Raw genomic sequence first — 12,834 nt, forward strand, 5'->3', positions numbered from 1 at the left:
CCCCTATCTGTACTCCGGGGGTCCGACAGTTTCTGGCCCGCTACTGGCCCGTCCGGGTGTACCGCGCGCGCAAAAACGGCCGGTACTCCGGGTTTTCACCCATCCGGACGTCGATCTCGTGCGTCAGCGTCCCGCCGTCCGGGGTGAGCCGGTGCCGCGCCACCCCGCGCGCGGTCACCTTCTCCAGGGTCAGCGTCGCACCGTTCCAGCCGCCGCGGGCGGGCGACTCGGGCGGGTAGCCGTAGTTGTCGAAGCCGTACCAGAGCGTCTCGCCGGTGGCCGGATCCGCGGTGAAGACGTTGTGGCCGAGGAACTCCGACCCGTCCCCGCGGCGTTGCCGGTAGTGCTGGACGACGGCGAAGCCGTTGAGCGCCAAGCGGTATTCGCAATCCGCGTGCGCGGTCGAGGCCGGCGCCCACGGCGAGGCGGCGAGTTCCTCCGTGCCGGTCCAGTCGCCGACGAACGCCTTCAGTGCTTCGTGCGCCGGGCCGAGGCGGGGCATGTCCATGGTCGTCTCCATTTCGACAGGTACCTGTCGATGTGCGAGACTAGCACGCATGCGGTCACCCCGAGCCGAAACGTTCACCCGCGTGATCGACGCGGTCTTCGCGTGCAACGGCGGTTTCCTCGCCGCGGGCGACGCGCTGACCGAGCCGGTCGGGCTGACCGCGGCGCAGTGGCAGGTCCTCGGCTTCCTGGAGGACGGCCCGGCGACCGCGGCGGAGGTGGCACGCCGGCGCGGGCTGCGCCGGCAGAGCGTGCAGGAGACGGTGAACCGCTTGCTGCGCAACGGAATGCTGGACCGCCTGCCGAACCCGGCCGACGCGCGGGCGCCGTTGCTGTCGTTGACGCGGCGGGCGCGCGCGGCGATGCGGGAGCTGGAGGCGGCGCAGGTCGCCTGGGCGGAGGACGTGACGGCCGAGGTGTCCCAGGAGGATCTGGAGACGACGCTGCGCACGCTCCAGCGACTGCGTGCGGTGGTCGCCCAGCCGCGGTTGCTGTGACTAGCGGGTCGCGCCGGGGCCGGCGAGCACGTCGACGTCGTTGGCGTGCATCGGCTCGCCGCAGTGGGCGCAGCGCAGGTCGACGCTGCTGATCTCGCCGCACGCGTGGTGGCGGTAGAGCACCGGCGGCCCGGCCTCGCCCGCCAGCCACTTGTCGCCCCAGCGGGTCATCACCATCAGCATGTCGACCAGTTCGGTGCCCTTCTCGGTCAGGACGTACTCGTAGCGCGGACGGCGGTCGTACGGGCGGCGCTCGAGGACCTGCTGCTCGACCAGGTGGTTCAGCCGTTCGGTGAGCACCTTGCGCGAGATGCCGAGGTCCGCCTGGAGCTGCTCGAACCGGCTGAACCCGGCCCAGATGTCCCGCAGGATCAGCGGTGACCACGGTTCGCCGATGACGTCGAGCGTGCGCGCGATCGAGCACGCGGCCAGTTCGCTGAAGTTCGTGCGCTGCATGAGGCGAGTTTAGCACTTGGGGTTCCCTCAAGGAACTTAAGCTGCTACGGTTCTGGAGTCTCCTGAAGGAACCCAGAAGGGAATGTCACGATGAGCAAGGTCTTCAGCGCCCACGCCGTGTCGGTCGACGGCTACATCACCGGCCGCGGCGCACGACCCGGCCAGGGCCTCGGCGACGGCGGGACGCTCTTCGACTGGTACTCCGACGGGGACACCCAGAGCCGGGTCTTCGACTTCTTCAAGCTCAGCGAGCCCAGCGCCCGCATCTTCGACTCGCTCGCCGGCCGGGTGGGCGCGATCGTGGCGGGCCGCAACACCTACGAAGACTCGGAGCACTTCGGCGGTGGCAGCCCGCACCCGAACGCACCGCTGTTCCTGGTCAGCCACCGGCCCGCGCCGGACCTGACCGAGCGGCAGACGCTCGTCGACAACGTCGAAGACGCGATCGCGGCGGCCCGCGAGGCGGCCGGCGGCAAGGATGTCGGCCTGATGGGCGGCGGTGTCCTGGCCTCTGCGCTGCAGGCCGGCCTCGTCGACGAAATCGTCCTCCACCAGGTCCCCGTGCTGCTCGGCGCCGGCCGGTCGTTCTTCCAGGAGCTGCCCGCGCACGTGCGACTGAGCCTGGTCGAGGCCGTGGCCGCGCCCGGCGTCACCCACCTGCACTACACCGTCGCCTGAACCCCGACCACCACAAGGAGCCGACCATGCTCGACGCCGACGTCCGCCGCATCCTCGCCACCACCGCGATCGGTCACCTCGCGACCGTCCTGCCCGACGGCGCGCCCCACTCGGTCCCGGTCTGGGTCGACCCGGAAGGCGACCGCATCGCCATCCTGACCGGCCCGGACTCCCGCAAGGCTCGCAACCTGCGCCGCGACCCGCGGGTCGCGCTTTCCCTGACCCCGCCGGACAACCCGTTCGAGCCGGTGATCATCCGCGGCCGGGTGGCCGAGTGGATCGAGGGCGATGCGGCGTGGGAGATCGTGGACCGGATCGCGACGAAGTACATCGGGGGTCCGTACTCGCGGGAGCAGGAGCGGGTGGTGGCGCTGATCGAGGTCGAGCGGCAGAGCGTGGGAATGGGCTGAGGGTCAGTCCGGCTTCACCCCCAGCAGGGTCAGGAACGTGCGGAACCCGGCCGACATGTCGACCTCGTCCGGGTCCAGGAGCCACTGCAGCTGGAGGCCGTCCAGGAGGGCGATGGCCAAGGGGGCCAGCTGTTCCGGCGTCGTTCCCGGCGGCAGCTCGTCGCGGTGGCGCTCCAGCATCTGCGCCATGCCGGCGCGCACCCGCGTGTAGCGGTCCTGGAAGTACTTGCGGGCCGGGTGGTCTTCCGTGACGCTGTCCGCCGACAGCACCGTGTACGTCTGGACGATGCCCGGGCGCGTGGCGTTGTAGTCGACCAGTTCGGCCAGCTGGTTCACCGTCATCGCCGACGGGTCGCCCGCGCGGGCGTGGCCGAAGTGCAGCAGGTCCCACTCGTCGCGGGTCTCCAGCACGGCCGCCAGCAGGTCCTCCTTCGTGGGGAAGTAGTGCATCAGCCCCTGCTGTGTCAGCCCGACGCGCTCGGCGACCGCGGCGAGGGACGCGCCTCGGTAGCCGCGCTCGGCGATCACCTCGAACGCCGCGCGGACGATGCTGGCTCGGCGGTCGGCGCCCCTGGCCCGGGTCATGATCCCGAGCCTACGGGACAAAGCGTCACGGAAGCATAACGTTCACTACTCAACGCCAGGTAGGGTGACGGCAGGACCGATCGCGGAGGATGCGCATGAGCTTCGACGTCGAGGCGCTGCTGGCCGAACTCGACCTGGACGCCAAGGCGAGCCTGCTCGCCGGCCAGGACGTCTGGTCCTTGCCCGCGCTGCCGGGGATCGGGCTGGCGTCGCTGGTGCTCTCCGACGGCCCGGTCGGCGTCCGCGGGACGCGCTGGAGCCCGGACGATCCCTCCGTCACTCTGCCCAGCCCCACCGCGCTCGCCGCGAGCTGGGACCCGCGCCTGGCGGTCGAGACCGGCCGCCTGCTCGCGCAGGAAGCCCGGCGCAAGGGCGTGCACGTGCTGCTCGCCCCGACGGTCAACCTCCACCGCTCGCCGCTGGGCGGCCGGCACTTCGAGTGCTACTCCGAAGACCCCCTCCTCACCGGGATGATCGGCGCCGGCTACGTCACCGGCGTGCAGGACGGCGGGGTCGCCGTCACGGTCAAGCACTTCGTCGCCAACGACTTCGAGACCGAACGCTTCACCGCCGACGTCCGCGTCGGCGAACGCGCCTTGCGCGAGCTCTACCTCGCGCCGTTCGAACTCATCGTCCGGCGCGCGAAGCCGTGGGGGATCATGGCCGCCTACAACGGTGTCAACGGCACCACGATGACCCAGCACGCCGAACTCCTCAACGACGTGCTGCGCGGCGAATGGGGCTTCGACGGCTTCGTCGTCTCCGACTGGCTGGCCGCGCGCGACACCGTCGCCTCCGCCAACGGCGGCCTCGACGTGGCCATGCCCGGCCCCCGCACGGTGTTCGGCGCCCGGCTCGCCGAAGCCGTCCGCGGCGGCGAAGTCGACGAAGCCGTCGTCGACGCCATGGTGCGCCGCGTGCTCCTGCTGGCCCACCGGACCGACGCGCTCGGCGTGGACCCCGCGCCCGAGGAGTCCGATGTGGACGGCGACGCGATCGCGCGCGAGGTCGCGCACCGGTCGTTCGTGCTGCTCCGCAACGAAACCGGCGTGCTGCCCCTGCGGGAGCCGCAGAGCATCGCGCTCATCGGCGCGCTCGCCGCGGACCCGAAGATCCTGGGTGGTGGCAGCGCCACCGTGTTCCCCGACCACGTCGTCTCCCCTCTCGACGGCCTGAAAGCGGCCGTTCCCGAAGGCACCGAGCTCGTCTACGCCCCCGGTGCCGATCCGCGGACGACGTTACCGACCGCCACCGACAATTTCCGGATCCGCGCGACCGCCCGCGCCGCCGACGGCACCGAACTCGCGCAATTCCCCTTGCGCAAAGCCAGGATCGACTGGATCGGCGAACTGCCGGCCGGCCTCGACGTCGGCACGCTCGCCTCGGTCGAGATCGCCGGCACGTTCCTCCCGGACGCGGGCGGCACGCACACCTTCGGCATCACCGGTCCCGGCGACCTCCGCCTCACCGTCGCCGGCCAGACCGTCTTCGACGGCGTGAACCTGCCGGAGGGCGGCGACATCTTCACGTCGATCATGCAGGTCCACGAGCAGCGCCGGGAGGTCGAGCTGACCGCGGGCGAACCGGTCGACGTCAGCCTGACCTACTGGATCCCGTCGGAGATGGCGGAGTTCGCGAGGGGCACCTTCGCCTGGGTCACCTTCGCGCTCGGTCACCGCGGCCCGGTCCTCGACCCGGACGCGAGCCTGGAAGAAGCCGTGGCCCTCGCGGCGAAGTCGGAGGTCGCCGTCGTCGTGGTCGGCACGACCGCCGAAGTCGAGAGCGAAGGCTTCGACCGGACTTCCCTGGCCCTGCCCGGCCGTCAGGACGAGCTCGTCGCACGGGTCGCCGAGGCGAATCGCAACACCGTCGTGGTCGTCAACGCCGGCTCCCCGGTCGAGATGCCGTGGCGTGACGACGTCGCCGCGGTGCTGCTCACCTGGTTCCCCGGCCAGGCCGGCGGCGACGCGCTCGCCGACGTCCTCTTCGGCCGCGAAGAGCCCGGCGGCCGCCTGCCGACGACCTGGCCGGCGAAGCTCGAAGACGCGCCGGTCACCGACGTGACGCCGGAGCAAGGCGTGCTCGAGTACGGCGAAGGCGTGTACATCGGTTACGGCGCTTGGGCCCGCACCGATCGGCAACCCGCGTACTGGTTCGGCCAAGGCCAGGGCTACACGACGTGGGAGTACGAAGAAATCGACGCCTACCCGGACGAGGAAGGCGGCGCGCGGGTCCGGGTCCGCGTCCGCAACACGGGTACGCGCACCGGGCGCGAAGTCGTCCAGCTCTACCTCGTCCCGACCGAGCGCGGCGACCGGCCGCACCGCTGGCTGGCCGGGTTCGCGAGCGTCGAAGCCCGGCCCGGGGCGGCCGTGGAGGCCGACATCGCCATCACGGCGAGGTCGGCCGAGGTCTGGCGCGAAGGCTGGCAGCACATCGCGGGCGAGTACGTCGTGGAGGCGTCGCACTCCTACGCCGAACCGCGGCTGAGCACGCGCGTGGTGCTCCAGAAAATCCGTTGATCTCCGCGGCCGGGACCGGCTAGGGTCGCCGACGCACCCTCGACCAGGCGAAAGGAGGTGGGACCGATGATCACGCAACCGATCACGCGCTCCCACCCGGCCACGAGGGTGCCGGCTGTCTGACCGGGAGCGCGTCCTCCCGGAAGGATTCCATGACCGAACTGGTCGTGCGCCCGCTCGAAGCGGGCGAAGAAGCACTGTTCACCTCCCTGCCCGACCGCGGTCTCGTCGGCCGCAAGCTGCTCGGCGACGACTTCGCCGAGATGGCGAGGCGGGGCGAATACCCGCCCGAGCGGGTCTGGGTCGCGCTGCGCGACGACGTCGTCGTGGCCCGCGCCGCTTGGTGGGCCAAGTCCCGTGAAGACGACCCGGTCGCCCTCGACTGGTTCGACTTCACCGACTCCGACGCGGCCGTCCGCCTGCTGAAAACCGCGCCGCTGCACGCCGAATACGCGCTCCACACGCCGCCGGCGTGGCGGGACGACCCGGAGGTCGCGGCCGAGGTCGACCGCCGGGTCGAAGCGGCGGAGAAGGCGGGCTACCGCAAGCTCGTCGAGCGCTACCGCTTCCGCTGGACGCCGGAAAACGGCCTGCCGGAGAAGACCGGCCGGCTCGAGTTCCGGCCGGAGCCGGACGACGACGTCGTCCTCGAGGTCTTCAAGCGGGTGCACGTCGGCAGTCTCGACGCGCACGTGCGGAAGACCGTCGAAGAGCACGGTATCGACGCGGCCGCGCAGGAGGACCTCGAGATCATGAAGTGGATGCCGGGGCCGCGGGACTGGTGGCGGCTGGCGTACACGCCCGCGGGCGAGCTGGTCGGTCTCGTCCTGCCGAGCCGCAACGTCTACGACCCGGTGGTCGGCTACGTCGCCGTGGTGCCGGAGCACCGGGGCCACGGCTACGCCTACGACATGGTGGTCGAGGCGACGCACGACCTCGTCGGGTACGGCGCGGACCGGATCGTCGCGGGCACCGACGTCGGCAACGTGCCGATGGCGAAGACGTTCGCGAAGGCGGGCTACCCGGTCGCGCAGCATCGCATCGACTTCGTGTGACCCGTCGTGAGTGGCAAGGCGGGTTAGAACCCGCCTTGCCACTCACGAGCCGGGGCGGTACCTTCGCTAGAGCGATCTATCAAATCGGGGGCCGTCGTGGACAGAGGACTGACACCGCTTCGCGTGATTCTCGGCTTCTCGCTGGTCAGCACGGCCATCCACTACGCGCACAACGCCCTCCGGTACGCGGACTACCCGCAGCTCCAGGGCATCTCGCCGCTCGTCGGCGGCATCACGGTCGCCGTCGCCTGGGTAGTGCTCACGGCGTTCGGCTGGCTCGGCTACCGCGCGTACACGGACGGCCGGTACCACCGGGCGCTCGCGTTCCTCTTGGTCTACTCGCTGGCCGGGATGGTCACGCTCGGCCACTTCCTCACCGGCGTCCCGCAGATCCCCGCGTTCTGGTTCGCGACGATCTTCACCGACGCCGCGGCCGGGCTGGCATTGTGGGTGTTCCTCACCTGGGCGTGGGCCACGCTCGACCGGGTGACCACCCGAGATCAAGTTTCTACACAACGTTGACGTCCGTCTGACTCATGTAGACAATCGAGGGGTGACCACCACCACACCGGTCGCCTTCGACCGCCGTCCGGACGAGTACCGCCACTGGCGCCTGCGGGTCGACGGGGAGGTGGCCTGGCTGGAGCTGGACGTCGACGAGCAGGGCGGGCTGGTCCCCGGCTACGAGCTCAAGCTCAACTCCTACGACCTCGGCGTCGACATCGAGCTGTACGACGCCACGCAGCGGCTGCGCTTCGAACACCCCGGGGTCCGCGTGGTCATCGTGACCAGCGCCAAGGAGAAGGTGTTCTGCGCCGGCGCGAACATCCGCATGCTCGCCGCGTCGGAGCACCACTGGAAGGTCAACTTCTGCAAGTTCACCAACGAGACCCGCAACGGCATGGAGGACGCCACCGCGCACTCCGGCCAGACGTACGTGGCCGCGGTGAACGGCACCTGCGCCGGCGGCGGCTACGAAATCGCGCTGGCCTGCGAAAAGATCTTCCTGATCGACGACAACTCCTCGACCGTCGCGCTGCCGGAGGTGCCGCTGCTCGGCGTGCTGCCCGGCACCGGCGGCCTCACGAGGGTCGTCGACAAGCGCCGCGTGCGCCGGGACCTCGCCGACGTCTTCGCCACGCGCCCGGACGGCGTCAAGGGCAAGACGGCGGTCGACTGGCGGCTGGTCGACGAACTGGTGCCCCGTCAGGACTTCCGCGAGAAGGTCCTGGAAAAGACGCGGGAACTCGCCCGGCGCTCGGAAAAGCCGGCGGAGCAGGGCATCGAGCTGACCCCGCTGGAACATCGCTATGTCGACATCGAGGTCGAGAAGAACCAGGCCACGATCACCGTCAAGGGCCCCGAAACCGACCCGGGTGACCTGCACGAAGAGGGCGCGGGCGGCTGGTTCCTCGCGATGACCCGCGAGCTCGACGACGCCATCCTGCGGCTGCGCACCAACGAGGTCGAGGCCGGGACGTGGATCCTGCGGACGCAAGGCGACCCGGCGAAGGTGCGTGCGCACGAAGAAGCCGTCCTGGGGCAGAAGGACTGGCTAGCCAACGAGATCACGCACTACTTCAAGCGCACCCTCAAGCGCCTCGACGTCACCAGCCGCAGCCTGATCGCGCTCATCGAACCCGGCAGCTGCTTCACCGGCGCGCTGCTGGAGATCGCGCTGGCCGCCGACCGCCAGTACATCCTGGACGGCCCGCCGATCGACGACGAAGACTCCGAAGAACGCGCGTCACTCCAGCTCACCGACGCGAACTTCGGCGCGTTTCCGATGGGCAACGGCCTGACCCGCCTCCAAGCGCGCTTCTACGGCGACGACGACCACCTCGCCTGGCTCGCGCGCGAGAAGAACCGCGAGCTCAGCGCCGCCGAAGCGCTCGAACTCGGCCTGGTCACCGACGCTCCGGACGACCTCGACTGGGAGGACGAGATCCGGATCGCCCTCGAAGGCCGCGCGTCGCTCTCGCCGGACGCGCTCACCGGGATGGAGGCCAACCACCGGTTCGTCGGCCCCGAGACCATCGAGACCAAGATCTTCGGCCGGCTGGCGGCTTGGCAGAACTGGATTTTCACCCGGCCGAACGCATCCGGGCCGGACGGCGCGCTGCGCCGCTACGGTACGGGGCAGAAGGCCGTCTTCGACAGGAAGCGGGTCTAGCGCAGATGCCCGAGAAGATCGACTACGACGCCAAGATCCCCAACAACGTCAACCTCTCCGAGGATCGCAGGCTGCAGCGGGCGCTGGAGGGCTGGCAGCCGAAGTTCCTGCACTGGTGGGGCGAGATGGGGCCGACCCTGGAGACGCAGGGCGTCTACCTGCGCACCGCGGTCAGCGTGGGCCGCGAAGGCTGGGCGCACTTCGACCACGTCAACGTCCCGGACTACCGCTGGGGCATCTTCCTCGCCGAGCGCGACCCCGACCGCCGGATCGCCTTCGGCGAGCACCAGGGCGAGCCGGTGTGGCAGCAGGTCCCCGGCGAATACCGCGCCGACCTGCAACGGCTGATCGTCATCCAGGGCGACACCGAGCCGGCGTCGGTCGAGCAGCAGAAACTCCTCGGCCTGACCGCGCCGAGCCTCTACGACCTGCGGAACCTGTTCCAGGTCAACGTCGAAGAAGGCCGCCACCTGTGGGCGATGGTGTACCTGCTGCACGCCTACTTCGGGCGCGAAGGCCGTGACGAGGCCGAAGGGCTATTGCTGCGCAACTCGGGTAGTCCCGACGCGCCGCGCATCCTCGGCGCGTTCAACGAGGAAACCGCCGACTGGCTGGCCTTCTACATGTTCACCTACTTCACCGACCGCGACGGGAAGTATCAGCTCGGCACGCTCAAGGAGTCCTCCTTCGACCCGCTCTCGCGCACCTGCGAGTTCATGCTGAAGGAAGAAGCGCACCACATGATGGTCGGCACCACCGGCGTCGACCGCGTGGTGACCCGCAGCGCCGAGCTGATCCGCGAGCACGACACGTATGACATCGGCCCGCACGGCGGCATCCCGCTCGACATCATCCAGAAGTACCTCAACTTCCACTACACGGTCTCGCTCGACCTGTTCGGCAGCGAGACGTCGACGAACGCGGCGAACTACTACACGGCCGGGCTCAAGGGCCGCTGGCAGGAGACCCGTCGCAAGGACGACCACAAGCTCACCGAGGACGCCCGCACGCTGGAGCGGCCGAACGGCGACGGCACCTGGACCACCGAGGAACTGCAGGCGATCCTGCTGCTCAACCTCGACCTGCGCAGCGAGTACGTGGCCGACTGCCAGACCGGCGTCAACCGCTGGAACAAGATCCTCGCCGAGGCCGGCATCGAGCACACGTTCCGGTTGCCGCACCCTGGCTTCAACCGCGAAGTGGGCATAAACTCCGGCCACCACGTCACTCCCGACGGCACGATCGTCGACGAGGCGACTTGGGAGGCGGGCAAACGCAAGTGGCTGCCCACGACCGAAGACCTCACGTTCGTCCGTTCGCTGATGCGCCCGGTGTACGAGCGGGGGAAGATCGCGAGCTGGGTCGCGCCGCCGCGGCAGGGCATCAACGGCAGGCCCATCGACTACGAGTACGTCTACCTCACGTAGGAGGCCTGGTGGCGACAGGGTTCAATGCCGCGGAGTACCTGCTGCAGGCCGGGCGCCCGGACGCGACGGCGGTCGTGTCGCCCCGCCGCTCGCTCACCTACGCCGAGCTCGCGGCGGAGTCCCGGCGGGTGGCCGGTGGCCTCGCCGGACTCGGGGTGCGGCCCGAAGAGCGGGTCATGTTCTGCATGGTCGACGACGTCGAGCTGCTCACCGGCATCCTCGGCGCGATGCTGGCCGGCGCGGTCGCCGTCCCGGTGTCGACCATGGTCACCGGGCCGGAGCTGGGTCAGGTGCTCGCCGACTCGCGGGCGCGCGTGCTGTGCGTGTCCGGGGAGTTCGCCGGGCAGGCGCAGACGGCTCTTTCCCTCGCTCCCGAAGTCACCGACGTCGTGCTCGACCGCTGCGGCCCGGCCGGGTTCGGCGTCCGGACGCACGACTGGCCGTCGCTGGCGGGTGCCGTCCCAAGTGGACGGACGTGGGAAGACTCGCCCGCGTTGTGGCTGTACACGTCGGGAACGACCGGACAGCCGAAGGGCGCGATGCACCGGCACGCGAGCATCCGCGCGGTCTGCGAGACGTACGCCCGCGGAGTGCTCGCGACGACGTCGGCGGACCGGTTCCTGTCCGTGCCGAAGCTGTTCTTCGCTTACGGGCTGGGGAATTCCTGCTTCTTCCCGCTCGGCGCGGGCGGCACGACGCTGCTGGAGCCTTCGCGGCCGACGCCCGCGTTGTTCGCTCGCCGCGCTCGGGAGGAGCAGCCGTCGCTTTTTTTCGCGGTCCCCACGTTCTACGCGGCGTTGCTGGCCAGCGACGTCCCGGATGACTCGTTTTCTTCGGTGCGGTACGCGGTTTCGGCCGGCGAGCCGCTGCCCGCGTCGCTGTTCGAACGGTTCCGCGCCCGCTTCGGGCTGGAGATCCTCGACGGCATCGGGTCGACGGAGGCCCTGCACATCTTCCTGTCGAACCAGCCGGGCCTGGTGCGGCCGGGCAGCACCGGCGTCCCCGTGCCGGGGTATTCCGTGCAGCTCCGCGACGAAGCCGGGGCGGTGATCGACGCCGCCGGGAAGCCGGGCGAGCTGTTCGTGGCCGGGCCGTCGACGGCGACCGGCTACTGGGCCCGCTACGACGCGACGAAGCTCGTCTTCCAGGGCGAGTGGCTGCGGACCGGCGACAGCTACGTCCGGAACGAGGACGGGACGTATTCCTGCCTGGGCCGGTTCGGGGACATGCTGAAGGCGGGCGGGATCTGGGTGTCACCGTCCGAAGTGGAGGAACGGCTGCGGCAGCACCCGGCGGTGGCCGAGGTCGCGGTGGTCGCCGCGCCGGACGCCGACGGTCTCGACAAGCCGGTGGCGTGCGTGGTCGCCGCGCCCGGCTCCGCGGTCGACCCGGCCGAGCTGATCGAGTTCTGCCGCGAGGGGCTCGCGGCGTTCAAGCGCCCTCGCGGGGTGGTCGAACTGCCCGAGCTGCCGAAGACGGCGACGGGCAAGATCCGCCGGAACGTGATCCGCGAGCAGGTCCGCGACGTGCTGCGGGTGGTGCCGAGCCCGTGATCGACGGGCACTTCGTGGTCGATGCCCACGTCCACGCACCCCGGCTGCCGACGCTGAAACCCGCGTGGCTGCAGTGGGCGCACGACTTCGCCGGGTCGTACCCGTGGCGTTCGGTGTACTCGGCGTCGGGTGAGGTGGTTCCGTCCGCAATGGACGAACTGATGGAGTCCGAAGGCGTCGACCGGGTCCTGTTGTTCTGCGAGTACAGCCCGCGCGCGACCGGGATCCAGCCGATCGAGGACAACCTGCCGCTGGTCGCGTTCAACCCGGAGCGGTTCCGCCTGGTGGCGAACGTCAACCCGTACGTCCACCACCCGGCGGCGGCGGAGGTCGAGCGGCAGCTGGACCTGGGCGCGGTGGCGCTGAAGATCCACCCGGTGCACGGCGCGTTCTCGCCGGCGGACAAGGAGCTGTACCCGGTCTACTCGTTGTGCGCCGAGCGCGGGGTGCCGGTGATCCTCCACTCGGGAACGTCGAGCTTCCCGGGTTCCCGCACGAGTTTCGGCAATCCCGAGCTGCTGTCCGATGTGGTCGAAGACTTCCCGTCGCTGCAGTTCGTTTTCGCCCACGGGGGTCGCGGCTGGTGGTACGACGTTGCGGCGTTCCTGGCGCTGGCGCGGGAGAACGTGTGGCTCGACCTGGCCGGGCTGCCCCCGAAGAAGCTCCCGGAGTACTACCAGCGCTTCGACCTGACGCGGTTGGCGGGGAAGTTCGTGTTCGGGACGGACTGGCCGGGGGTTCCTTCGGTGGCCGCGAACGTCCGGACCTTGGCCGGGCTGGGGCTGCCGGAGGACGTCCTGACGGGGGTCCTGTCCGGGAACGCGGTCAAACTGATGCCCTCGCTCGCCTAGGTCGTGAGTGGTAAGGCGGGTTCTAACCCGCCTTACCACCCACCACCAACCCCCGCGGGGCCACGCCGAGGCACGGACCCAAATTACAACGTGCGGCCACACACCAATGCCCAAATGAAA

At 70.1% G+C, this 12,834-nt stretch carries 13 protein-coding genes; 10 read left to right on the forward strand and 3 right to left on the reverse strand.

Translation table 11 applies throughout. The features are described 5' to 3' along the window. Positions 1 to 40 precede the first annotated feature (40 nt). Positions 41 to 508 (reverse strand): DUF1579 family protein, encoded by a 468-nt coding sequence (locus ACWEF6_RS35505; RefSeq protein WP_449686942.1) that lies wholly within the window; start codon positions 506 to 508, stop codon positions 41 to 43. A 49-nt stretch (positions 509 to 557) separates the two neighbouring features. Here ACWEF6_RS35505 and ACWEF6_RS35510 point away from each other — a divergent pair, with 49 nt between their 5' ends. Beyond that, positions 558 to 1,004, forward strand: a complete 447-nt coding sequence (locus ACWEF6_RS35510; RefSeq protein ID WP_449686943.1) for a MarR family winged helix-turn-helix transcriptional regulator — start codon at positions 558 to 560, stop codon at positions 1,002 to 1,004. Here the strand turns inward: ACWEF6_RS35510 and ACWEF6_RS35515 are convergent, their stop codons facing one another. Further along, complete coding sequence (locus ACWEF6_RS35515; RefSeq protein ID WP_449686944.1) at positions 1,005 to 1,460, reverse strand: winged helix-turn-helix transcriptional regulator; 456 nt, start codon at positions 1,458 to 1,460, stop codon at positions 1,005 to 1,007. A gap of 90 nt (positions 1,461 to 1,550) precedes the next feature. On the opposite strand from ACWEF6_RS35515, the gene ACWEF6_RS35520 reads away from it, so the two are divergent. Further along, positions 1,551 to 2,138, forward strand: a complete 588-nt coding sequence (locus ACWEF6_RS35520; protein WP_449686945.1) for a dihydrofolate reductase family protein — start codon at positions 1,551 to 1,553, stop codon at positions 2,136 to 2,138. A gap of 26 nt (positions 2,139 to 2,164) precedes the next feature. Next, a complete protein-coding gene (locus ACWEF6_RS35525) occupies positions 2,165 to 2,548 on the forward strand; it encodes a PPOX class F420-dependent oxidoreductase (protein ID WP_449686946.1) in 384 nt (127 codons plus the stop codon). Positions 2,549 to 2,551: 3 nt separating this feature from the next. Here ACWEF6_RS35525 and ACWEF6_RS35530 read toward each other — a convergent pair whose 3' ends face one another. Beyond that, positions 2,552 to 3,133: a TetR/AcrR family transcriptional regulator gene (locus tag ACWEF6_RS35530; protein WP_449686947.1), complete on the reverse strand. Its 582-nt coding sequence runs from the start codon at positions 3,131 to 3,133 to the stop codon at positions 2,552 to 2,554. 95 nt (positions 3,134 to 3,228) lie between these two features. Between ACWEF6_RS35530 and ACWEF6_RS35535 the strand changes: the two genes are divergently transcribed. The 7 genes from ACWEF6_RS35535 to ACWEF6_RS35565 all read left to right on the forward strand — a co-directional run bounded on the left by ACWEF6_RS35535 (position 3,229) and on the right by ACWEF6_RS35565 (position 12,714). Further along, complete coding sequence (locus ACWEF6_RS35535) at positions 3,229 to 5,655, forward strand: beta-glucosidase H (RefSeq protein WP_449686948.1); 2,427 nt, start codon at positions 3,229 to 3,231, stop codon at positions 5,653 to 5,655. Positions 5,656 to 5,807: 152 nt separating this feature from the next. Then, entirely contained in the window at positions 5,808 to 6,710 is a 903-nt protein-coding gene (locus ACWEF6_RS35540; RefSeq protein ID WP_449686949.1) for a GNAT family N-acetyltransferase, read from the forward strand. A 123-nt stretch (positions 6,711 to 6,833) separates the two neighbouring features. Then, positions 6,834 to 7,232: a hypothetical protein gene (locus ACWEF6_RS35545; protein ID WP_449686950.1), complete on the forward strand. Its 399-nt coding sequence runs from the start codon at positions 6,834 to 6,836 to the stop codon at positions 7,230 to 7,232. A gap of 31 nt (positions 7,233 to 7,263) precedes the next feature. Further along, the gene (gene boxC / locus ACWEF6_RS35550; RefSeq protein ID WP_449686951.1) at positions 7,264 to 8,883 is read left to right on the forward strand and encodes a 2,3-epoxybenzoyl-CoA dihydrolase; all 1,620 of its coding nucleotides are present in this window, start codon (positions 7,264 to 7,266) and stop codon (positions 8,881 to 8,883) included. 5 nt (positions 8,884 to 8,888) lie between these two features. Then, the gene (gene boxB, locus ACWEF6_RS35555; protein ID WP_449686952.1) at positions 8,889 to 10,310 is read left to right on the forward strand and encodes a benzoyl-CoA 2,3-epoxidase subunit BoxB; all 1,422 of its coding nucleotides are present in this window, start codon (positions 8,889 to 8,891) and stop codon (positions 10,308 to 10,310) included. 8 nt (positions 10,311 to 10,318) lie between these two features. After that, entirely contained in the window at positions 10,319 to 11,863 is a 1,545-nt protein-coding gene (locus ACWEF6_RS35560; RefSeq protein WP_449686953.1) for a benzoate-CoA ligase family protein, read from the forward strand. Further along, positions 11,860 to 12,714, forward strand: a complete 855-nt coding sequence (locus tag ACWEF6_RS35565; RefSeq protein ID WP_449686954.1) for an amidohydrolase family protein — start codon at positions 11,860 to 11,862, stop codon at positions 12,712 to 12,714. The genes ACWEF6_RS35560 and ACWEF6_RS35565 overlap by 4 nt, the downstream gene beginning before the upstream one ends. Positions 12,715 to 12,834: the final 120 nt, after the last annotated feature.

This window comes from Amycolatopsis sp. NPDC004772, assembly GCF_053601215.1.

Coding starts and splice junctions, on each gene's coding strand:
- ACWEF6_RS35525 (WP_449686946.1), top strand. CDS start 2,165: ATGCTCGACGCCGACGTCCGCCGCATCCTCGCCACCACCGCGATCGGT.
- ACWEF6_RS35505 (WP_449686942.1), bottom strand. CDS start 508: ATGGACATGCCCCGCCTCGGCCCGGCGCACGAAGCACTGAAGGCGTTC.
- ACWEF6_RS35510 (WP_449686943.1), top strand. CDS start 558: ATGCGGTCACCCCGAGCCGAAACGTTCACCCGCGTGATCGACGCGGTC.
- ACWEF6_RS35515 (WP_449686944.1), bottom strand. CDS start 1,460: ATGCAGCGCACGAACTTCAGCGAACTGGCCGCGTGCTCGATCGCGCGC.
- ACWEF6_RS35540 (WP_449686949.1), top strand. CDS start 5,808: ATGACCGAACTGGTCGTGCGCCCGCTCGAAGCGGGCGAAGAAGCACTG.
- ACWEF6_RS35520 (WP_449686945.1), top strand. CDS start 1,551: ATGAGCAAGGTCTTCAGCGCCCACGCCGTGTCGGTCGACGGCTACATC.
- ACWEF6_RS35535 (WP_449686948.1), top strand. CDS start 3,229: ATGAGCTTCGACGTCGAGGCGCTGCTGGCCGAACTCGACCTGGACGCC.
- ACWEF6_RS35530 (WP_449686947.1), bottom strand. CDS start 3,133: ATGACCCGGGCCAGGGGCGCCGACCGCCGAGCCAGCATCGTCCGCGCG.
- boxB (WP_449686952.1), top strand. CDS start 8,889: ATGCCCGAGAAGATCGACTACGACGCCAAGATCCCCAACAACGTCAAC.